A 19959-nucleotide genomic window follows, 5' to 3' on the forward strand; every position below is an offset into this window, starting at 1 on the left:
CCCAGCCTCACGGTCCTACTTAGCCTTGCGCCGCCGTCACGATCAGCTCCACCTTATACTCGGGCGTGGCCAGTTTTGCCTCACCACAGGCGCGGGCCGGGGCGTGGCCTTCGGGCACCCAGGCATCCCAGACGCTGTTCATCTCGGCGAAATCGGCCATGTCGGCCAGCCAGATCACACATTGCAGGATGCGGGTGGCGTCTGACCCGGCCTCGGCCAGCAGTGTCTCGACCTTCTCGATGCAGGTGCGGGTCTGGTCTGCCACGCTGTCGCCCGGATTACCCACCTGCCCGGCCAGATAGACGGTGCCGTTATGGGTGACGATCTGGCTCATGCGCTGACCGGTGTGGTGACGGGTGATATCGCTCATGGGCGGGTCCTTTCGGTTGGATCAACAAAGACGGTCGGGGGCGAGCGCGGCGCGGGTGGCCGCGTCGAGCACGGGCGCGCCGCCAGTCAGAAGTGCTGCGCTGAATTGCGATAGCGCGGGCGCGGTCTGAACGCCATAGCCGCCCTGCCCCGCCAGCCAGAAAAAGCGGGTGCGGCGCGGATCAAAACCCGCCACCGGCGTGCGGTCGGGGGCAAAGGTGCGCAAGCCGGCCCAGCTATGCTCCAGCCGCGTGACCTCATGCGTCACCGCCTGCTCGAACCGGTGCAGCCCCTCGGCAAGCACCATGTCCTCGGGCCAGGCATCATGCGGGTCGACCGGGTCTTCGTCGGCGGGCGAGACCATCAGCTTGCCCGCCTCGGGCTTGGCATACCAGGTCTCGGCGATGGAGCCGAAGATCGGCCAATGCTCGGTGTCATGGCTTTCGGGGGCCGGGATGATCGCGGCAGACCGGCGATAGGGTTGCAGCCCGAGGCGCTGCAGCCCGGCCAGTGCCGCAACCTCATCCGCCCATGCGCCTGCGGCGTTGACCACGGTGGGCGCACTGAAGGTGCCCTGCGCCGTGTCCATGTGCCATTGCCCAGCCTCATGGCGGAGCGCCTGCACCTGCGCGCCGGTGACGATCTGCCCCCCGCGCCCCCGCAGCATCCTTGCATAGCCCTGCAACAGCAGGTCCACGTCGATGCCGCGCGCGTCGCGTTCGATCAGCGCGCCCGCGATGCGCTCTGGGCGCAGGATGGGGACGATTTCGGCGGCCTCATGCCCTGTCAGCCGCTCCACCCCGACCGCGCCGTCGAGATAGGCGTCGAGCACCGGCAGTTCTTCCTCCGAGGCGACCATCAACTCGCCGCGCGGGCTGAGGATCGGTGTGTCGCTGATCTCTCCCGGTTGCTCGAAAATCGGCTCGGCCACGGCGTTGAGGGCGCGCAGCGTCGCGTTGCCGTAATTGCGGATGAAGATCGCCGCCGAGCGCCCGGTCGCGTGATAGCCGATCTGTGGCTCGCTCTCCAACACGGTCACGCGCGCCCCGGCGCGGGCGCATTCCGCCGCCGCACTGATGCCCGCGATGCCGCCGCCAATGACGATGATATCGGTCATGTAGGCACCCCCTCGAACCCGGTCAGCGTCGCGGTGAGGTTCTGGCCCAATTCCTCGCAGAGATATCCCCCCTCCTGCACGAACAGCGTGGGCAACCCGAGGCCCGCAATGGCCGCGCCGATGCGCCCGAACCCCGGCGTGGTGATCGCCAGCCCCTGGAACGGATCGCCCTCATAGGCGTCGAGGCCGAGGGCGACCACCACCGCGTCAGCCCCGAAATTCACGATCCTTTCCAGCGCGCGATCCAGCACCTTCAGATAGTCCTCATCGCCGGTCTTGCGCGGCAGCGGCAGGTTGAGATTGTAGCCGATGCCACGACCTTCGCCGCGCTCGGACGCATGGCCCCAGAAGAACGGATAGAACCGTTCGGGATCAGCATGGATCGAGACCGTCAGCACGTCGTCGCGGTCGTAGAAGATGCCCTGCGTGCCGTTGCCGTGATGCACGTCCACGTCGAGGATGGCGGTGCGCAACCCCGCCATACGCAACCGTTCGGCGGCAATGGCGGCATTGTTGAGAAAGCAGAACCCCCCCGCCAGATCGCCGAAGGCATGGTGCCCCGGCGGGCGGCAGAGGGCGTAGGCGGCGCGTTCGCCCTGCTCCAGCAGATCGGCCCCGGTGACGGCGCTCTGCGCCGACCAGTAGGCGGCCTCCCACGTGCCCGCGCCGATGGGGCAGGCGGTATCAGCCTGATGATAGCCCGCCTGACCCACGGCGGATTTCGGGTAATTGTCGCCGCGCGTGGCGGGGTGGATGTTGGGGATCACCTCCGGCCCGCCGCCGTCGATGCGCTGCCAGCGGGTGTGGATGTTGCGCAGGAAGGTCACATATTCCGGCGAATGGAGCGCGGCGATGGGGCCAAGCCCCGCATCCTTGGGCGCGATCATCTCGCAACCCGCCGCCTCTGCCCCGTCCGTCAGCCGCGCGATACGCTCGGGCTGTTCGGGGCTGGGCTGGATGACGCCGTTGGCCATGAAATGCTGCGGGTCGTGCTGCCACTGGCGGTCGTCGAAAATGGCCTTCATCTGCCCTCTCCCTTCAGTCTGTCAAAGCCCGCCCGTGGCAGGCGCATCTGTGTCACGCGGTCCTGCGGCGCAAAGCCCAGGCGTTCGTAGAACCGGCGCGAGGCGGTGCTGTGGCCATAGACCGCCAGCGTCATCCACGCCGCTTTCCACTGCGCCCCGGCCCGGTGCGCCACCTCGGCCAGCAGGCGCCGCCCCGTCCCCTGCCCGCGCGTCGCCGCATCGACCCAGAGGTCCGAGACATAGACCCCCGCCGCCCCCTGCGCGGTGGAAAACACCGGGCTGTAGAGCGCTGCGCCGATCAGGTCATGCTCGACCGTCAGAAGCCCGTAGGCCGCTGGCGTATCGCCCATCAGACCCGCGCGCAAGGCATCGAAACTGGCCAGATGCGTATCGCCCAGATCGTCGCTCAGCGCGCGCAGGGCGCGATCCAGCAGGACCAGATCTGCCTCCGTTCTCACCGCACGAAACTCCGTCACCATGTCTCAGATCGCCGTCCGGTCCGCGCCCTTGAGGCGCAGCAGGCGGCGCGCACCATCCGCATCCACCACCTCGCGGCCCATCGCCTCGACAATGCCGCGCACTTTCTGCACCTGCTCGGCGTTGGAGCGCGCGAGCGTGCCGCGCGCGATCGTCAGGCTGTCCTCCAGCCCCACGCGCACATGCCCGCCCATCGCCGCCGCCTGCGCCGCCATCGGCATCTGGTGACGCCCCGCAGCCAGCACCGAAAACATGTAATCTGCACCGAAGAGCTTGTCGGCGATGCGCACCATGTGGCTCAGGTTTTCGGGGTCCGGCCCCATGCCGCCCAGCACGCCGAACACGAATTGAATGAAGAACGGCGGTTCGATCAGGCCCCGGTCGGCAAAATGGCGCAGCATGTAGAGATGCCCCAGATCGTAGCATTCGAACTCGAACCGCGCGCCGCGCTCCTGCCCCAACTCGGTGAGGATACGGGCGATGTCGCGCGGGGTGTTCTTGAACACCAGATCGTCGGAGCCCTCCAGGAACGGCTTTTCCCAGTCGTGCTGCCAGTCGGTGATCCGCTCGGCCATCGGGTAGAGGGCGAAATTCATCGTGCCCATGTTGAGCGAGGCCATTTCCGGCGCAGCCTCTTTCGGGGCGGCCAGACGCTCATCAAGCGTCATCACCGCGCTGCCCCCGGTCGAGAGGTTGAGCACCGCGTCGCAGCCCTGTTTGAGGCGCGGCAGGAAGGCGCGGAAATGGGCGGGGTCGGCCGACGGCCTGCCCGTCTCGGGGTCGCGCGCGTGCAGGTGCAGGATCGCGGCACCCGCGTGAGCCGCCTCAACCCCCGCTTTTGCGATCTCGTCCGCCGTCACCGGCAGGTGCGGCGACATCGAGGGCGTGTGGATCGAGCCGGTGAGCGCGCAGGTGATGATGATCTCGCGCATCAAACGGCCTGCTCCAGGGCCGGGCGGATTTCCTCGGTGAACTGCGACAGCGAGGCATCCAGCATCTCGGTGATCTCGTCGAGATGCGTCTCGGTCGCGATCATCGGCGGGGCGACGATGATGTGGTCGCCCTCCACCCCGTCGCGGGTGCGCCGCGAATAGACGATCAGACCCTTGTCATAGGCGATCTGCACGAAGCGGTTGAAGGCCTGCAGGTGCTTGGGCAGCGGGGCCTTGCTGCCCCGGTCGGCCATGAATTCGAACGCCGTCAGCAGCCCCTTGCCGCGCACGTCTCCGATGATGGCATAGCGCTGCATGAGACCTTCCAGCCGCTCTTTCAGCTTGACGCCCATGCGCGCCGCGTTGCCCACCAGATCCTGCCGCTCGATCTCGTCGATCACGGCCAGACCGGCGGCGCAGGCCAGCGGGTTGCCGGCATAGGTGTAGCCGTGCAGGAAGCCGCCCGCATCCAGCACCGCCTCGACCAGCCGCTCATGCGCGACCATTGCGCCAAGCGGCACGTATCCGGCGGCAAAGCCCTTGGACATGACAGCGATATCCGGCTCCAGCCCCCAATGCTCGGAGGCGAGGAATTTGCCGGTGCGCCCCGCCCCGGTCATCACCTCGTCGAGAATGAGCAGCACGCCATGACGGCGGCAAATCTCCTGCACCCGCTCCATGTAGCCGCGTGGCGGCACCAGCGCCCCGGTGGAGGCGCCGCCGATGGGCTCGACGATAAAGGCGAGCACGCTCTCGGGGCCCTCTTCCAGTATCTTTGCCTCCAGCATGTCGGCGTAATGATGGCCCGTCGCCTCGTCCTCGGGGTCGAGCCCGTCGAGATAGGCGCGGGGCGCGGGCACCTTGGGCATCGCCTGCATCATCGGCGCAAAGGGATCGGTCAGCGGCGCGTAGGAGGTGATGGCAAGCGCGCCGAGCGTGCAGCCGTGATAGGAGGGCGCGCGGCTGATGATCTTCCAGCGACTGCCCTCGCCGGTGGCGAGCGCGTATTGCCGTGCCAGCTTCAGCGCCGATTCCACCGCCTCGGACCCGCCCGAGACGAAGAACACGCGGTTGAGGCCCTCGGGGCACAAGGCGGCGGTCTTGGCGGCGAGTTTCTCGGACGCCTCGGTCTCGAAATGCAGGCGGTAGCCGAAGGTGGATTTCTCCATCTGCCGGCGCATCGCCTCGAGCACGTTCTCGTTGGAATGGCCGATATTGCAGACCATCGCGCCGCTTGAGCCATCGAGATAGCGCTTGCCATCCACGTCCCACATGTAGACGCCGCGCGCCTGATCGAGCACCGGCTTGCGCTCGCGCCCCTGATAGAAAAGGTGAGAGGGTTTCACGTTCATTGTCTTATCCCGGAAGCGCCGCGCAATCCTGCGGGCGCAAGTGCAGATGGACCGCGTCGCCCGCCGCAAACGGGCGCTCGTCGATCATGTTGATGGCTTGCAGCTGCGCCTCGCCCGCGCGCACGAAATAGCGCACGGCCTGCCCCTGATAATCCACGGTTTCGACGGTGGCGGGAACCGAAATCACACCCTCGGGCGCGGGGGTTTTCGACAGCAACAGTTTCTCGGCACGCACCACCAGCTTGGCCGCGCCGGTTCCGGTCAGATTGGGGGCCTTGGCGGCGGGCACGGTCACCTTGCCAAAGGTCGCATCCTCGACCACCACGCTCGCGCCATGCTCGATACATTTCGCCTCGGTGATGTTGGACGCCCCGAGGAAATTGGCGACGAATTCCGAGGCGGGGGTGTTGTAGACCTCTTCGGGCTTGCCCACCTGCTCCACCCGCCCCTCGGACATCACCACGATCAGGTCCGACATGGCGAGCGCCTCGGACTGGTCATGGGTGACGAAAACGGTGGTCACCCCGATACGCTCCTGAATGCGCTTCAACTCCACCCGCATATCTTCGCGCAGGTTGGCGTCGAGCGCCGAAAGCGGCTCGTCCAGAAGCAGCACGTCCGGCTCGATCACGATGGCACGGGCGAGTGCGATGCGCTGTTGCTGGCCGCCCGAGAGTTCCTTGGGATAGCGGTCGCCGACATTGGGCAGTTGCACCAGTTCCAGCGCCGCCTGCACCTTGGCCGGGATCTCGGGTTTCGGCACGTCGCGGTATTTCAGGCCAAAGGCCACGTTCTCGGCCACGGTCTTGTGCGGGAAAAGCGCGTAGTTCTGAAAGACGAGGCCGAGGTTGCGCTTGTGAATGGGCACGTCGTTGACGCGTTTGCCGCCGATCAGGATTTCGCCCTCGCTCGGGTCGAGAAGCCCGGCGATCATCCGCAGGTTCGTGGTCTTGCCACAGCCCGAAGGCCCCAGCAGCGTGACGAACGCCCCCTCGGGGATCTCCAGCGTAGTGCGATGCACGGCGGTAAAACTGCCGAAACGCTTGACGATGTCTTGCAGGGTGACGGCGCTCATCTGCGGCTCCTCAACGGGGGTGGGCCGCGCCCCGGACAGGGGCGCGGCGAGGGCTCAGTAGCCGCGCTGCACGCGGCTGAAGGTCTCGGACCATTCCGCCTCGTTGCCATTCCAGTAGTTCGGATCGGCGAAGGTGAGCGAGTCGAGCGTGCCGGTCGGATCATAGGCCGGCAGGGTGGGGATCTTGTCGCCCAGATCGACCTTGGTCCCGTCGAGCGCGGGCGGATAATTCTGCCCCTCGGCCACGGCGATGGAGGTCTCCGGCGCCAGCATGAAGTTCAACAACTCCTCGCAGGCCTCGACCGGGCTGCCCTTGAGCACATGCAGGCATTCCTGCCAGGCAAAGCTGCCGGGGGCGTCGTAATATCCGATATCGTGGCCCTGCTGCTGCAAGGCGGCGATGCGGCCCGACCAGCCTTCGGTCACGTAGATCTCTTCCTCCGCCAGCAGGCTCATGAGTTCCGCACCCGACGACCAGTATTTCAGCGCCAGATCGCGGTGGCTGCGGATCGCGTCCCAGACGGCATCCATATCCTCAATGTTGTTGGGGTCCTGTCCGGTCTGCAACGCGCCATACCAGATCCGCGTGCGCCATTCGCCCCAACCGCCGATCTTGCCCTTATAGGCCTCGTCGATCAGGATGCTGGCGCCTTTTTCCTTCATCTCCTCGTCGGAGATATACTTGCGGTTATAGGCCAGCCCGGTGGTGCCGTAATCGTAAGGCACAGCCGACAGGTAATCCGGCGTCACACCCCGGAACGCGCTGGTCAGCGCATCCATCACCAGCGACATGTTGGGGATGTTGTCGAGGTTGAGATCCACCGTCAGGCCGAAATTCACGTAGCGCGCATAGTCGAACACGCCCGACAGATGCGCGATGTTGTATTCGCCCTCCTGGCTGGAGCGGACCTGCGCGAGATATTCGTCGCTGCCCGCAAAGGTGCCATCCACAACCTCGATACCGGTCTCCTTGGTGTATGGCTCAAAGGCATGCTCGCGGAACGCCTCGGACACGACACCGCCCCAGCCGTCGAACCGCACCTGTTGCACGTCCTGCGCATGGGCGAACTTGGCAAAGGGCGTCTGCACGCCATAGGCGAGGCCCGCCGCCCCGATCAGGCCGAGAAAATTGCGCCGGTCCAGATCGCCATTGCGATACCGCTCCAGCAGGCGTTCATAACGTTTGGTATTGTCCATTTTTCATATCTCCTTGTTGAGGGTTGGTGCGGTTCTTAGGTGCCGCTTTTCATGGCGAGTTTGCGGGCCACCGCCGCACCCAGCAGCGGCAGACCCACGGTCATCACGATCATCACCGTGCCAAGCGCGTTGATCTCGGGGCTGATCGAATTGCGCAGCATCGAGAAGATCTGCGTCGGCACGGTCTCCACCCCGCCGGGCTTCCAGAAGAGCGTGCCGGTGATGTCATCAAAACTGATGGTGAAGGCAAAGAGCGCGCCGGCGGCGACGGCTGGCAGCATCAGCGGCAGCGTGACCGAGAAAAACGTCTGCACCGGCGACGCGCCGAGGCTGAGGGCCGCCTCTTCCACGTCGCGCTTGATCGACACCAGCCGCGCCTGCACCACGAGGATCACGAAAGGCAGGGTAAAGATGACGTGTCCCGCCAGCAGCAAAGCGAAACTCTTGCCAAGACCGAGCCAGTTGAGAAACAGCAAAAGCGCCACCGCCAGCACCACCTCGGGCACCAGAATGGGCGCGATCAGCAGCGTGGTGATCGTGTTGCGGCCGGGGATCTTGTAGCGCACCAGCGCGAGGCTCGCGAGGATGCCGAGCGTGGTCGAGATCACCGCCGTCATCAGCCCCAGAACGATCGAGGTGCGAAAGGCCCGCATCACCGCGTCGTTGTTCCACAATTCCTCGAACCAGCGCAGCGACATGCCGGTCATCGGGAAACTGCCGAACTGATTGGCGTTGAACGACAAAAGCACCACCACCGCCACCGGCAGGAACATGAAGCCATAGACCAGCACGGTCCAGATGCGGATCGCATGCCAGCCCATCACCCGAGCCCCTTCGCCAGTTGCGCCATGCCGAGATAGCGGTTGTAGATGCCCACCAGCACCCCCAACACCGCCAGCAGCAAGAGCGACAGCGCCGAGCCGAGCGGCCAGTTGAGCTGCGTGATGATCGCCTCGAACACCAGATTGGCGAACATCGCATCGGTCGGCCCGCCAAGGATCACCGGGGTGATATAGGTGCCTGCCCCCAGCACGAAGCACAGCAGCCCGCCCGCCGCCAGCCCCGGCAGCGACAGCGGCAGCGTCACTTGGGTGAACGCCTCCCACCGGGTCGCCCCGAGCGAGGTGGCGGCGTCTTCGAGATTGGTGTCGATGCCCTCCAAGCTGACATAGACATTCAGCACCATGAAGGGCAGCAGGAAATGCACGAGCCCGAGGATCACCGTCGCCTCGTTATAGAGCATCTGCATCGGCTCGCTGATGATCCCCAGTGTCATCAGCAAGGTATTGAGCGCGCCGGACGTGCCGAGGATGTTGATCCAGCTCATCGTGCGGATGATGTAGCTGATCCAGAATGGCAGCATCAGCAGGAGCAGCAGGATCATCTTGTTGCCCTTCGACCGCGCAATGAAATACGCCGCCGGATAGCCCATCAGCCCGCAGATCAGCGTGGTAATCGCCGCGATCTTCAGCGTGTTGAGCAGGATGTCGCGATAAAACCGGTCGCTCAGCGCCTTTTGCCAGTTGTCGAGGTAGAACCCCACCTGATCCGCACCCATGGCCGAGCGCAGCCAGAACGAATAGACCACGATGAACATCAGCGGGATGATCAGCAGAAAGAGCACCGCCCCAAGGGCAGGTGACAGCAATATCCACGGCTGTCTTGCCTCGCGGGCTTCGACCGACATGCGTCTCCCTTTCATGCGCGTCCCGTTCAATGCGGGCTTGCCCAGAGGGTGCAAAGCGGTCCATCATTAATCAAATAGATAATAGGAATTGTGACAATAGATGAGATCTATGGAAAGCCGCGACAGCCCCGAACGCATCATGCGCGAGATGGATTGGAATCTCTTGCGCACCTTCGTCGTGCTGGCGCAATCACGGTCGGTCACAGATGCCGCAAACCGGCTGCGCCTGACGCAGCCTTCGGTCTCTACCGCGTTGAAAAGGCTGGAGGATCGGGTGGGCAAGCGCCTCATTCACCGCTCGCCGGGGCGGTTCGAGCTGACCGAGGCAGGCGAGGTGCTTTATCGCGAGGCGCTCGATATCCAGGGCTCGATCCTGCGGCTCTCGACCCTGATGCGCAACATGACCGACGAGGTGACAGGGCATGTGCGGGTGTCCCTGGCAAGCCATGTCATCTGCCCGCTTTTTGATCAGGTGCTGGCGGAATTCCATGCCGAGAACCCGCGCGCAACGCTCTCGATCGAAGTACATTCCTCGGCGCAGGCGATCGAGACGGTGTCGGCGCGCTCGGCCTCCTTCGCCATCTGCCTCGTGCATCAGCGCAACCCCAAGCTGGAATATCTGCGGCTCTACCGCGAATTCTTCGGCCTCTTCTGCGGCCCGCCGCATCCGCTCTTTGGCCGCCGCGACCTGACCCGCGCCGATCTGGCGGGGCAAAGCGCGGTCAGCTTCGAGACCGACCGGTTGCAGGACGCTCTCAAGCCGGTGACGCTGATGCGCGCGCAGGCGGAACTGGGCGATCAGATCATCGCCACGTCGAGCCACCTGGAGGAGGTGCGGCGCATGATCATCGCGGGGGTCGGCATCGGCCCCCTGCCCCTGCACGTGGCCGAACGTGACGTGCGCGACGGCCTCTTGTGGCAGTTGCCGCCCTATGATCAGACGGCGGCGGTCGATGTCCATGTGGTCTGGAACCCGCGCGCCGTGCTCAACCGCGCGGAACAGTCCCTGCTCGACCGGCTGCAACGCCACATCGACGACACCCCGATGGAGGCGCGCACCTATCGATGAGCCTGCGGCAGGTTTTCGCGCAACCCGGCGCGGGTTGTAACGCAGGTTTCATACCTCAACCCTTGCGCCCGTGTGGTGAACCGATACAAGAAACCGCGTTACCACGTTCAGGGATTTCTCATGTCGATTGCACTCATCATTCTGGCGGCGGGCAAGGGAACGCGGATGAACTCCGATCTGCCCAAGGTTCTGCACCGGATCGCCGAGGCCCCGATGCTGGTGCATGCGATGCAGGCCGGTGCCGCGCTTGACCCCGACCATACCGTGATCGTGGCAGGGCACGAGGCCGAGGCGGTGGCCGAAGCAGCGCAAGAACATGACGAGACGGCGCGCATCGTGCTGCAAGAGGAACAGTTGGGCACCGCCCATGCGGTGGCGCAGGCACAGGCACAGCTGGAGGATTTTACCGGCGATGCCATTGTCCTCTATGGCGACACGCCCTTCATTCGCCCCGAGACGCTGGAAAAGATGGCCGCCGCACGCGCCGCGCATGACGTCGTGGTGCTGGGGTTCGAGGCCGCCGATCCGGGCCGCTACGGGCGGCTGCTGGTCGAGGGCAGCGCGCTCACGCGGATCGTGGAATTCAAGGACGCAAGCCCGGCAGAGCGCGCGATCACGCTATGCAACAGCGGCGTTGTCATGGCCCCTGCCCCGCTTCTCTTTGACCTGATCGCAGAGGTCGGCAACGACAATGCCTCGGGCGAGTATTACCTGACCGACATCGTGGGACTGGCCCGCGCGCGTGGCCTCTCGGCCACCGCCGTCACCTGTGACGAGGCCGAAACCATGGGCATCAACAGCCGCGCGGAACTCAGCATGGCCGAGGCCGCCTTTCAGGACCGCGCCCGCGCCGAGGCGATGGAGAACGGCGTGACGCTGGTCGCGCCCGACACGGTCTTTTTCGCCTATGACACCCATCTGGGGCGCGACTGCCTGATCGAACCGAATGTGGTCTTTGGCCCCGGCGTCACCATCGAAACCGGCGCGCATATCCGCGCCTTCAGCCATCTCGAGGGCTGTCACGTCGCGCGCGGTGCGGTGGTCGGACCCTATGCCCGGCTGCGCCCCGGCACCGAGTTGAGCGAGGACAGCCGCATCGGCAATTTCGTCGAGGTCAAGAACGCGCTCATCGGCGAGGGGGCCAAGGTCAATCACCTGAGCTATATCGGCGACGCGCAGATCGGGCGCGACAGCAATATCGGGGCGGGCACCATCACCTGCAATTACGACGGCGTGATGAAGCACGAAACCCGCATCGGCGAGCGGGTCTTCGTCGGCTCGAACACGATGCTGGTGGCCCCGGTTTCGGTGGGCGATGAGGCGATGACCGGCTCCGGCTCGGTCATCACGCAGGATGTGGCCGCGGGTGCCTTGGCCATCGGGCGCGCCCGACAGGTCGAGAAACCCGGACTTGCACGTAAATTATTTGAACTGTTACGGGCGCAAAAGGCCCGAAAGAACCAGAAGGAAACGGATTGATGTGCGGAATTATCGGAGTTCTGGGCAATCACGAGGCCGCCCCGATCCTTGTCGAGGCGCTGCGGCGGCTGGAATATCGCGGCTATGCCAGCGCCGGGATCGCCACGCTGAACGACGGACGGCTCGACCGTCGGCGCGCCGTGGGCAAGCTGGTCAATCTCGCGGATCTGCTGGTGCATCAACCATTGGCCGGTAAATCCGGCATTGGTCACACCCGCTGGGCCACCCATGGTGCCCCGACCGAGATGAACGCACACCCGCACAAGGCCGGGCCCGTCGCCGTGGTTCATAACGGGATCATCGAGAATTACCGCGACTTGCGTGCAGAACTCTCAGAGGCCGGGGTTGGCCACGAGACCGATACCGACACCGAAACAGTGGCGCTGCTGGCCCACCACCTGATGACGCAGGGCATGGACCCCGAGGCGGCAGCGCGTGCCACCATTGCACGGCTGGAAGGCGCCTATGCATTGTGCTTCCTGTTCGACGGGCACCCCGATCTGCTGATCGCCGCGCGCAAGGGCAGCCCGCTCGCCGTGGGTCATGGCGAGGGCGAGATGTTCGTCGGCTCGGATGCCATCGCGCTCGCGTCGATGACCGACCGGATCACCTATCTCGAAGAGGGCGATATCGCCGTCGTCACCCGGCAGGGCCTCGCCGTCACCGATGCCGAAGGCCAGGCGGTGACCCGCGCCATCAAGACCATCGAGATCGACAATGCCCGCGTCGACAAGGCCGGGCATCGCCATTTCATGGCCAAGGAAATCGCCGAGCAGCCATCGGTAATCGGCACCGCCCTCACCCATTACCTGACCGAGGACGGGCGCAATATCGTGCTGCCGGGCGGCACGCCCGATTTCACCAGGATCGAGCGCATGAGCCTTGTGGCCTGTGGCACCGCCTATTTCGCCTGCCTGACGGCAAAATACTGGTTCGAGCAGTTGGCGGGCCTGCCCGTGGATGTCGATATCGCCTCGGAGTTCCGCTATCGCGAACCGCCGGTGAGCAAGGGCACCGCCGCCCTCTTCGTCAGCCAGTCGGGCGAGACCGCAGATACGCTCGCTGCCCTGCGCTACTGCAAGGGTCGCGCCGGACAGGTCCTGTCGGTGGTCAACGTGCCCGAAAGCTCGATCGCACGGGAAAGCGACCTGGCCCTGCCGATCCTTGCCGGGGCCGAGATCGGCGTCGCCTCGACCAAGGCATTCACCTGTCAGTTGACGGTGCTGCTCTTGCTCGCGCTCAAGGCGGCGCATGCGCGCGGGCGCATGGATGACGCGCGGCTGAGCGATCTGCTGTCGCAGTTGCGCGCGCTGCCCGCGACCTTCAATACCGCGATGGAGATCGATCGCGATATCCGCGTCGTCGCGCGTGATCTTTCGGCGGCGCAAAGCGCGCTCTTCCTCGGTCGCGGGTTGATGTATCCGCTGGCGCTCGAAGGGGCGCTGAAGCTCAAGGAAATCAGTTATATCCATGCCGAGGCCTATGCCTCTGGCGAGTTGAAGCATGGCCCGATTGCCCTGATTGACGAAACCCTGCCGGTGATCGTCATGGCGCCCTGTGATGCGCTGTTCGACAAGACCGTGTCGAACATGCAGGAGGTGATGGCGCGCGGCGGGCAGATATTGCTGATCTCGGATGCCAAGGGCGTCGCCGCTGCCGGTGAAGAGACGTGGCAGACCATCACCGTGCCCGATGTCAATCCCGTGCTGGCCCCGATCCTCTATGCGCTGCCGGCGCAATTGCTGGCCTATCACACAGCGGTCGCCAAGGGCACGGATGTGGATCAGCCGCGCAATCTGGCGAAATCCGTGACGGTGGAATGAGGAAGCCAGGCGTGCTCTGGCTCCATATCGGGATGCCCAAGACGGGCACGACGGCGCTGCAGGGTTATCTGCATGCGCAGCCCGGTTTTCTGGAAGATCACGGCATCCGCTACATGGTCACCGGTCGCGACCGGGGCACCGGGACTGCGCGGCTTATCTGTCACAACGCCATGGCCATTCACATGAGCCGGGGCTGGCAGACCGCCCCCGAGGACGAGCCCGAAGCCTTTGCCGCCGAATATGCCGCCCATCCCGGGCAGCACTGCATCCTGTCGAGCGAGATGTTCTTCGGCCGTGATCTGACGCCGATGCAGGCACGTTTTTTGAACCGCGTGGAGGCGCCGGTCAGGGTCATCCTCTACCTGCGCCGCTTCGACGATTTCATCGAGGCCGATTACAAGCAGCGCGCCAAGAATGCCCTGCCCACCGGCGGGGCGGACGGGTTTATCGCTCAGAGGCTGGCGCAGATCGAGAGCGACCCCGACTACATGGATTTCGGCGCGCTGTTTGAACGGATCAAGACACAGGTGCCGGGGGCAGAAATCCACCCACGCCTCTACCTGCGCGACGAGATGGCGGGACAGAACGTGATCCCGGATTTCCTGTCGGCCATGGGCGTGTCGCCCGAGGCGGTGACCCTGCCCCGTGTTGCGGCGAACCGTTCGCTCTCGCGGCTGGCGAGCGAGGCGCTCGGCCTCTTTGACGAGCGCGGGGCAGGCTATGACAAGAAGGCGCGGCGCAGGTTGGGGCGGCTTCTCCAGCAGAGCGAGGACCCGCGGCTGTTTGCCAGCGCGGATGTGCTCCGGCCCGAAGAGCGCGCTCAGATCAACGAGACGCTTGAGGCGCGCAACACGGCGATGCGCGAGGCATTTTTCCCCGGGCGCGAGGTGCTGTTCCCACCGCGCACGGACCTGCCAGACCACCCGCCACGCAGCCATCCGGGAGAGTTGGCGGAGTTTCAATATGCCGTACGCGCGATCCTCAAGCTGATCCGGCGGGCGGGTTGAGACGGGGATGGCCTGGAGCGGACATCCGATTGAAGCACCCTGCGCGAAACGCGGCCGAAGGCCGCCGCGCATCGCCGGGCCGCCCCCCGGCGCGGCGATTTGGCTGCAACCTGCTCTGCGCTCTGATGTTTTTCGGGCTTGGCTGATATAAAGCGCTACAAAACTAAGGTTGGCTCACCGCACCGCGGCCCGTCGATGCGCGGCTCACGGCAATGTCGCCTCAATGCCAAAAGCCCCCCGCTCACGCCTGTTTGCGCATCAGCCTATCACGCCGGTTGCGATAGCGTTGCTGATTGGGCGCGATCTCGGCGGCGCGGTCGAGCGCCGTGACGGCAGCGTTCTCGTCACCCATGCGGCGACACAACTCTGCCAGATAGGCGTGCAATTCGGCGGTGCTGTCATCCATCGCCGAGGCCTGCTCGAAACACCCACGCGCCGCCGCCATATCGCCCGCCTGCTCATGAATCTGCCCGGTCAGGAAATGCCAGAAGGCGTGATCGGGGGCATGGGCGCGGCAGGCGTCCATCTCGCTCAATGCGCCCTCGTGATCGCCGCGCAGCAGCAGGATTTCCGCCTGCCGCTTGCGCACCAGCGGATCATCCGGGGCCTGCGCCACCGCCTCGGTATTTCGGGCAAACGCATCATCGAGCCGCCCCATCCGCGCCTCGAGCAGCGCGCAAAAGCTGAACGGCCCGGCCCCCGGTACGCAGCCCTCATGCGCCAGAAGGCGCTTCCGCATCGCTTCCAGTTCCTGCGTCGACTGCAACAACCGTCCGGTCTTGCCATCAAGCGGGAACCACGGCCATTCAATGGCGATGGTCGACAGGTCCGCCGCGCGACGCCGCAGGATCTTGCCCTGCTGCACCACGATATTGGTCTGCTGATAGCGCACCGGCAGCGCCATCAGCGTGGCCCGGTCAAACGGCAGCGTCGCGCCGGGCTTGAGCCGCCCGCGCTTGATCATGAACGACCCCAGCACCGTCACATCCGGCAGCATCGGCTTTTGCCAGAAGGCGCGCAGGAACGACCGCCGCGCACCGAACCGCTTGCCCAATGCCCCCAGGATATGCGCCCGGATGGCAAGGCCGGAGATATAGTTCTCCTGCCATTGGTCGGGATGAGCCAACGCCGCCTCCACATGCACCAGCGCCTCGTCCCATTTGCTGAGATAGATGCCGTTGGTGGCGTGCATCAGCGCCATGAAGGCATTGTCGGCGCCTGCATCCAGAATGCTCTGCCCGATCTCCCATGCCTCGGCCTCGCGCCCGGTTTCCTGCAGGCGGCGGGCGAGTTTCACATAGACATGCGCGGCCTCGCTCGGGGTGATGAAATTCTCCACCCCGGCGTTGAACCGGGCCACCAGATGCTCATATGCGGCGTCGCGTTCCGCAAGGGTCATCACGTCGTGAAAGCACTTGCGCTCCTGCCCGCTCAGGCGGGCGGCGGCGCGGCTGAAGGCGCTGATCGGCGGGGCCACGATCTCGGAGGCACGCGACATCGCGAAGAGTTCCAGAAAATCGCGCTGCACCGGCTTGCAGCCCTCAAGATCGACCAGATCGGTGATGCTGCGCACCTGGCTGTGCGCGGTGGTGAACCGCGCGATGCTTTCCGCTTGATCGGAAAACACCAGCGCCCCGGCCTCGGCGTTCTTTTCCAGATAGGCCGAGTAAAGCTCGTCCGGCTCGATCTTGGCGGGCCATTCCTTGTGCTTCCACGGGTCCTCGTTGAGGATATCGCCGCGCCGGATGTGATAGGCCACGACGCGCCCCCTGCCCTGCGCCATCGCCGTCTCGATCGCCTCGATATGGCGCTGCACCACCGGGTTGAAGGCGATGCGGCTGATGAACCCACGAAACCGCCCGCGCAGGTCGCTGCCATCCTCCCAGGGGAATTCCACGATCTCGAACCCCTCATCGAGCAGGACATGCCCGCCCCCGGCCAGATGCGCCTCCAGCCGTTCGGGCGTCTTGTCCTTGAGGAACGACCAGAGCGGCCTGGTCAGGCTGTCCAGCGCCTCGAAGCTCTCGTTGTCGATAAAATGCCGGTCGATGAACGCCTGCGCGAAGAGGTCCGACGGCGTGTCGAGTTTCGGGGCCATCGCCCCGCGCGGGAACCAGTTGATGCGGAAATCAGTGCCGTAATCCTCGGCGAGGCGGATGCTGTTGAGCATCATCAGCAGGCGCGCGCCCAACTGGTCCTTGCGCAGACCGATGAACCATCCGCGCCCGTTATCGCCCACCCTCGACATAAATCAACCTTTTCTACATCCTGGAAATTTTATACACTCAACGGAAACAGTCGCAAGCGCTCCCGCTGCCGGGCCGTGGCGAAGGAGTTGGTGAGTTCATGACAACCGGGCCGAAACTGGTGCTGAGTGCCTTTGCGGCGCAGCCTCGATCGTCGTTTCTGGAATGGCTGGCCTATCACCGCGCGATCGGGGCCACCGATGTGCTGTTGTTCACGGACCGCAGACAATCGGGCAAACCGCCGCTGTTCGACGCCCTTGTGGCGGCAGGGGTGCTGCGCCTGATACCGGTTGCCGTCGATCCCGACATGAAGGAAGAAATCCACAATTCCGCCCTGCGCGCGGCGGCCGTCGAGGCCGGGGAAAACGGCGGCTATGGGCTCTATCTCGGGGCGGACGAGTATTTCTGTATCCTGAACAATGCGAAATCCGTGCAATCGCTGATGCGGTCTTCGGGCGGGGCGGATGTGCTCTCGGCCCCGCTTCAGGTTGCGGGCATGGCCGAGGCACAGGACACCGGCGCGATCCTGTTCACCGCGCGACCGACCGCCGCCGTGACAGCGGATGCCCCGCTGCGCAGCGTGGTGCGGCTCGGGCTTTTTGCAGCACGCAATCCCGAACTGCCGACCGGCCCTGCGCAGGGAAAGGCGGCGCTCAAATGGGTGAGTGGCGACGGCACGCCGATGGCCGAACCGCATAGCCGCCTGACATGGGCCAACGATGCAGGCGCGCGCGGCACGTCCAAGGCTGCGATCCTGAAAATCCCCGCGCCGAGCGTGGAGGCGCATCTTCTGCACCTCGACACCCTGCCCGAAAAGCAGCGCCCCGATGCCGACACGGTGATCGCCTGGCTGGAGGTGCAGCGCGCCATCACTGGCGACGGCCCAGACCTGACGCCGCGCATGGATGACACGGCGCGCGAACTTGCACAGCTGATGGCCCTGCCCGGCGTCGCAGAGGCGCAAGAGACGCTCTGCGCCGAGGAACGCGCAACGCTGGAGCGGCTGCAAACCGGCGGCGGTGATATGGCAAGGGTACTGGATACATTCGGGGCAGTGGCCCCGAAACCCGCGCCAAACGCCAAGCCTCGGCCCCCCGAAACCCCACTCGCAGAAACCGCCGACATCGCACCGGACGCGGAACCCGACCCGCGCCCCGACGCCCCCGCCGCCCTGCCGCCGTGGTTCGCGGAAATCCACACCGGCGGCGACACCGAAGGCTTCTACACCCGGCTCAAGAACCATGCCGTGGTCGGCATCCTGCGGGATCAGGCGCGGCTGGTGGTGAGTTTCGACAACCTCTCGAACGTCAATGATCTCTCGCCCGAGCGCGAGCCTTGGGCGTATAAATTCGTGCGCGACAATGGTTGGTCGCACATGGCGGTGATGGCGCGGCGCAAGGATTGGTTTCGCTGCCCGCAACTGATCGCCCATCTCGAAAAGGTGGCCGCCGACGGCTTCTTTGCCGGGTTCGACAAGGTGATCCTGACCGGCACCTCGATGGGCGGTTTCGCGGCGCTGGCCTTTGCGTCACTGGCCCCCGGGGCCACGGTCATCAGCTTCAACCCGCAGACCACGCTCGACGAGACGCTGGTGCCCTGGGAAAAACGCTTTGGCATGGGGCGCGCGCGCGACTGGTCGCTGGCCCATAGCGATTGCGCCTTCGAGATCGACGAGGTCGAAAAGGCCTTCGTGCTCTACGATCCGTTCTTCGAGCCCGACCGCCGCCATGTCGACCGGCTGGAGGGCGACAACGTGATCCGGCTCAAGACCTGGTGTTCGGGGCATTTCTCGCCGGTGTTCCTGCGCCGGGCGGGGCTGCTCAAGCCGTTGATGCAGCACGCGCTCGACGACACGCTGACACCGGACGTGTTCTACAAGATGTATCGCGACCGCCGCTTTCTGCCGTGGTATCGCAAGGCGCTGCAAACCAACCTGCAAGAGCGCGGCCATGACAAGCTGGCGCGTATCGTCAGCCCCGCCTTTCGCAAACTCAAGAGACAGGCCGCCGAATGACCAAGTCCGGAGCGATCACCGCCGCCCTGCCCGTCCCCGCCCTTGGCGGCAGCCATGTCATCATGACGACGATGAAGAACGAGGGGCCGTTCCTGCTGGAATGGATCGCCTATAACCTGACCATCGGCTTCACCGGATTCGTGATCTTCACCAACAATTGCGACGATGGCACCGACCTCATGGCCGAGCGGCTGGAGGAGCTGGGCTATTGCAGTCACCGGCCCAACGACGTCTCGGACGGCTCGCCGCCGCAGCACAAGGCGCTGCGCCGCGCCACCGCGCATCCGTGGGTCAAGGGGGCCGAGTGGCTGATCTGTCTCGATGTGGACGAGTTCATCAACCTGCGAGAGGGCGTGCAGACGCTGGATGAGATGATCGCCGCCATCGGTCATTGCGACGCGGTGTCCTTTGTCTGGAAGCTGTTCGGCTGTGGCGGGGTCGAGGATTATGCCGACACCCCCGTGACCGATCAGTTCTTTCTCGCGGATATAGAGGATGATCCGGCCAACGGGCGCGCCACAGGCTTCAAGACGATGTTCCGCAACAATGGTCTCTTTCGCAAATACAACCCGCACCGCCCCAAGGGCGTCCCCGAGGGGCGCGAGGATGCGGTGCGCTGGTCCGATTGCGGCGGCAACCTGCGCCCGATGGGACAGATCGGCTGGCGCGCATGGCCGGGGTTCAGCAACCGTTATGCGCGGCTGCATCACTACTCGGTGCGCTCGCTCGACAGCTTCTTGGTCAAGCGCGACCGGGGCCGCACCAATCACATCGCCCGCGAACAGACCGAACATTACTGGTCCGACATGAACGTCAACCGCACGCAGGATCGCAGCATCCTGCCCCATGCCGAACGCGCACGCCCAGTTCTCGACGCGCTCAAGGCCGATCCGGTTCTGGCGCGCCTGCACGAGGAGGCCTGCGACTGGCATCGCGCCAAGATCGCCGAGTTGAAGGAGCGCCCCGGCTGGGACGAATTCCTCGGGTGGCTCAAGGTCAACAAGATCGAGACAAAGGACGAGGTCACCGAGAAAGATTATTGACAAAAACCCCGGCCTGACAGCTTGATAAGGGGCCGGTTGACCATGCG

The 19959-nt window shown here is 65.1% G+C and carries 17 protein-coding genes; 6 read left to right on the forward strand and 11 right to left on the reverse strand.

The window, feature by feature from the left end; genetic code table 11:
- Positions 1-19: 19 nt before the first annotated feature.
- From RID11_RS18270 to RID11_RS18315, 10 genes are read right to left on the reverse strand one after another with little or no spacing between them, the layout of a single operon-like run.
- A complete protein-coding gene (locus tag RID11_RS18270) occupies positions 20-370 on the reverse strand; it encodes a RidA family protein (protein WP_350141681.1) in 351 nt (116 codons plus the stop codon).
- Between the two features lie 21 nt (positions 371-391).
- A complete protein-coding gene (locus RID11_RS18275) occupies positions 392-1486 on the reverse strand; it encodes an NAD(P)/FAD-dependent oxidoreductase (RefSeq protein ID WP_350141682.1) in 1095 nt (364 codons plus the stop codon).
- Positions 1483-2511, reverse strand: coding sequence for a histone deacetylase family protein (locus tag RID11_RS18280; protein ID WP_350141683.1), 1029 nt, complete (start codon positions 2509-2511; stop codon positions 1483-1485). Before RID11_RS18280 ends, RID11_RS18275 begins: the two co-directional genes overlap by 4 nt.
- Positions 2508-2969 (reverse strand): GNAT family N-acetyltransferase, encoded by a 462-nt coding sequence (locus RID11_RS18285; protein WP_350141685.1) that lies wholly within the window; start codon positions 2967-2969, stop codon positions 2508-2510. Before RID11_RS18285 ends, RID11_RS18280 begins: the two co-directional genes overlap by 4 nt.
- A 24-nt stretch (positions 2970-2993) precedes the next feature.
- On the reverse strand, positions 2994-3920 hold the full coding sequence (gene kce, locus RID11_RS18290; protein WP_350141686.1) for a 3,5-dioxohexanoate:acetyl-CoA acetone transferase: 927 nt from the start codon (positions 3918-3920) through the stop codon (positions 2994-2996).
- Complete coding sequence (locus RID11_RS18295) at positions 3920-5272, reverse strand: aminotransferase family protein (protein ID WP_350141688.1); 1353 nt, start codon at positions 5270-5272, stop codon at positions 3920-3922. Before RID11_RS18295 ends, kce begins: the two co-directional genes overlap by 1 nt.
- Before the next feature lie 4 nt (positions 5273-5276).
- Positions 5277-6347: an ABC transporter ATP-binding protein gene (locus RID11_RS18300; RefSeq protein WP_350141689.1), complete on the reverse strand. Its 1071-nt coding sequence runs from the start codon at positions 6345-6347 to the stop codon at positions 5277-5279.
- 54 nt (positions 6348-6401) lie between these two features.
- Entirely contained in the window at positions 6402-7544 is a 1143-nt protein-coding gene (locus RID11_RS18305; RefSeq protein WP_350141691.1) for an ABC transporter substrate-binding protein, read from the reverse strand.
- Between the two features lie 35 nt (positions 7545-7579).
- On the reverse strand, positions 7580-8365 hold the full coding sequence (locus RID11_RS18310) for an ABC transporter permease (protein WP_350141693.1): 786 nt from the start codon (positions 8363-8365) through the stop codon (positions 7580-7582).
- Positions 8365-9231 carry an ABC transporter permease gene (locus tag RID11_RS18315; protein WP_350141695.1) on the reverse strand — a complete coding sequence of 289 codons (867 nt, stop codon included), beginning with the start codon at positions 9229-9231 and terminating at the stop codon, positions 8365-8367. The genes RID11_RS18310 and RID11_RS18315 overlap by 1 nt, the downstream gene beginning before the upstream one ends.
- Before the next feature lie 109 nt (positions 9232-9340).
- Here RID11_RS18315 and RID11_RS18320 point away from each other — a divergent pair, with 109 nt between their 5' ends.
- From RID11_RS18320 to RID11_RS18335, 4 genes are all read left to right on the forward strand, one after another.
- Positions 9341-10300: a LysR family transcriptional regulator gene (locus RID11_RS18320; RefSeq protein ID WP_350141860.1), complete on the forward strand. Its 960-nt coding sequence runs from the start codon at positions 9341-9343 to the stop codon at positions 10298-10300.
- Between the two features lie 120 nt (positions 10301-10420).
- Positions 10421-11779: a bifunctional UDP-N-acetylglucosamine diphosphorylase/glucosamine-1-phosphate N-acetyltransferase GlmU gene (glmU, locus tag RID11_RS18325; protein WP_350141697.1), complete on the forward strand. Its 1359-nt coding sequence runs from the start codon at positions 10421-10423 to the stop codon at positions 11777-11779.
- Positions 11779-13602, forward strand: coding sequence for a glutamine--fructose-6-phosphate transaminase (isomerizing) (glmS, locus tag RID11_RS18330; protein ID WP_350141698.1), 1824 nt, complete (start codon positions 11779-11781; stop codon positions 13600-13602). Before glmU ends, glmS begins: the two co-directional genes overlap by 1 nt.
- Before the next feature lie 11 nt (positions 13603-13613).
- Positions 13614-14609 carry a hypothetical protein gene (locus tag RID11_RS18335; protein ID WP_350141699.1) on the forward strand — a complete coding sequence of 332 codons (996 nt, stop codon included), beginning with the start codon at positions 13614-13616 and terminating at the stop codon, positions 14607-14609.
- A 241-nt stretch (positions 14610-14850) separates the two neighbouring features.
- Here the strand turns inward: RID11_RS18335 and RID11_RS18340 are convergent, their stop codons facing one another.
- Complete coding sequence (locus RID11_RS18340) at positions 14851-16857, reverse strand: tetratricopeptide repeat protein (protein WP_350141700.1); 2007 nt, start codon at positions 16855-16857, stop codon at positions 14851-14853.
- A gap of 98 nt (positions 16858-16955) precedes the next feature.
- Between RID11_RS18340 and RID11_RS18345 the strand changes: the two genes are divergently transcribed.
- Together RID11_RS18345 and RID11_RS18350 are read left to right on the forward strand one after the other, a co-directional pair.
- Positions 16956-18869: a hypothetical protein gene (locus RID11_RS18345; RefSeq protein WP_350141701.1), complete on the forward strand. Its 1914-nt coding sequence runs from the start codon at positions 16956-16958 to the stop codon at positions 18867-18869.
- Positions 18866-19912 (forward strand): glycosyltransferase family 2 protein, encoded by a 1047-nt coding sequence (locus tag RID11_RS18350; protein WP_350141702.1) that lies wholly within the window; start codon positions 18866-18868, stop codon positions 19910-19912. Before RID11_RS18345 ends, RID11_RS18350 begins: the two co-directional genes overlap by 4 nt.
- Positions 19913-19959: the final 47 nt, after the last annotated feature.

This window comes from Roseovarius sp., assembly GCF_040219995.1.
Classification (GTDB): Bacteria; Pseudomonadota; Alphaproteobacteria; order Rhodobacterales; family Rhodobacteraceae; genus Roseovarius.

Excerpts from the sequence above, each read along its gene's own strand:
- RID11_RS18270 (WP_350141681.1), bottom strand. The coding sequence starts at position 370 with ATGAGCGATATCACCCGTCACCACACCGGTCAGCGCATGAGCCAGATC.
- RID11_RS18275 (WP_350141682.1), bottom strand. The coding sequence starts at position 1,486 with ATGACCGATATCATCGTCATTGGCGGCGGCATCGCGGGCATCAGTGCG.
- RID11_RS18280 (WP_350141683.1), bottom strand. The coding sequence starts at position 2,511 with ATGAAGGCCATTTTCGACGACCGCCAGTGGCAGCACGACCCGCAGCAT.
- kce (WP_350141686.1), bottom strand. The coding sequence starts at position 3,920 with ATGCGCGAGATCATCATCACCTGCGCGCTCACCGGCTCGATCCACACG.
- RID11_RS18295 (WP_350141688.1), bottom strand. The coding sequence starts at position 5,272 with ATGAACGTGAAACCCTCTCACCTTTTCTATCAGGGGCGCGAGCGCAAG.
- RID11_RS18300 (WP_350141689.1), bottom strand. The coding sequence starts at position 6,347 with ATGAGCGCCGTCACCCTGCAAGACATCGTCAAGCGTTTCGGCAGTTTT.
- RID11_RS18305 (WP_350141691.1), bottom strand. The coding sequence starts at position 7,544 with ATGGACAATACCAAACGTTATGAACGCCTGCTGGAGCGGTATCGCAAT.
- RID11_RS18310 (WP_350141693.1), bottom strand. The coding sequence starts at position 8,365 with ATGGGCTGGCATGCGATCCGCATCTGGACCGTGCTGGTCTATGGCTTC.
- RID11_RS18315 (WP_350141695.1), bottom strand. The coding sequence starts at position 9,231 with ATGTCGGTCGAAGCCCGCGAGGCAAGACAGCCGTGGATATTGCTGTCA.
- RID11_RS18320 (WP_350141860.1), top strand. The coding sequence starts at position 9,341 with ATGGAAAGCCGCGACAGCCCCGAACGCATCATGCGCGAGATGGATTGG.
- glmU (WP_350141697.1), top strand. The coding sequence starts at position 10,421 with ATGTCGATTGCACTCATCATTCTGGCGGCGGGCAAGGGAACGCGGATG.
- glmS (WP_350141698.1), top strand. The coding sequence starts at position 11,779 with ATGTGCGGAATTATCGGAGTTCTGGGCAATCACGAGGCCGCCCCGATC.
- RID11_RS18340 (WP_350141700.1), bottom strand. The coding sequence starts at position 16,857 with ATGTCGAGGGTGGGCGATAACGGGCGCGGATGGTTCATCGGTCTGCGC.
- RID11_RS18345 (WP_350141701.1), top strand. The coding sequence starts at position 16,956 with ATGACAACCGGGCCGAAACTGGTGCTGAGTGCCTTTGCGGCGCAGCCT.
- RID11_RS18350 (WP_350141702.1), top strand. The coding sequence starts at position 18,866 with ATGACCAAGTCCGGAGCGATCACCGCCGCCCTGCCCGTCCCCGCCCTT.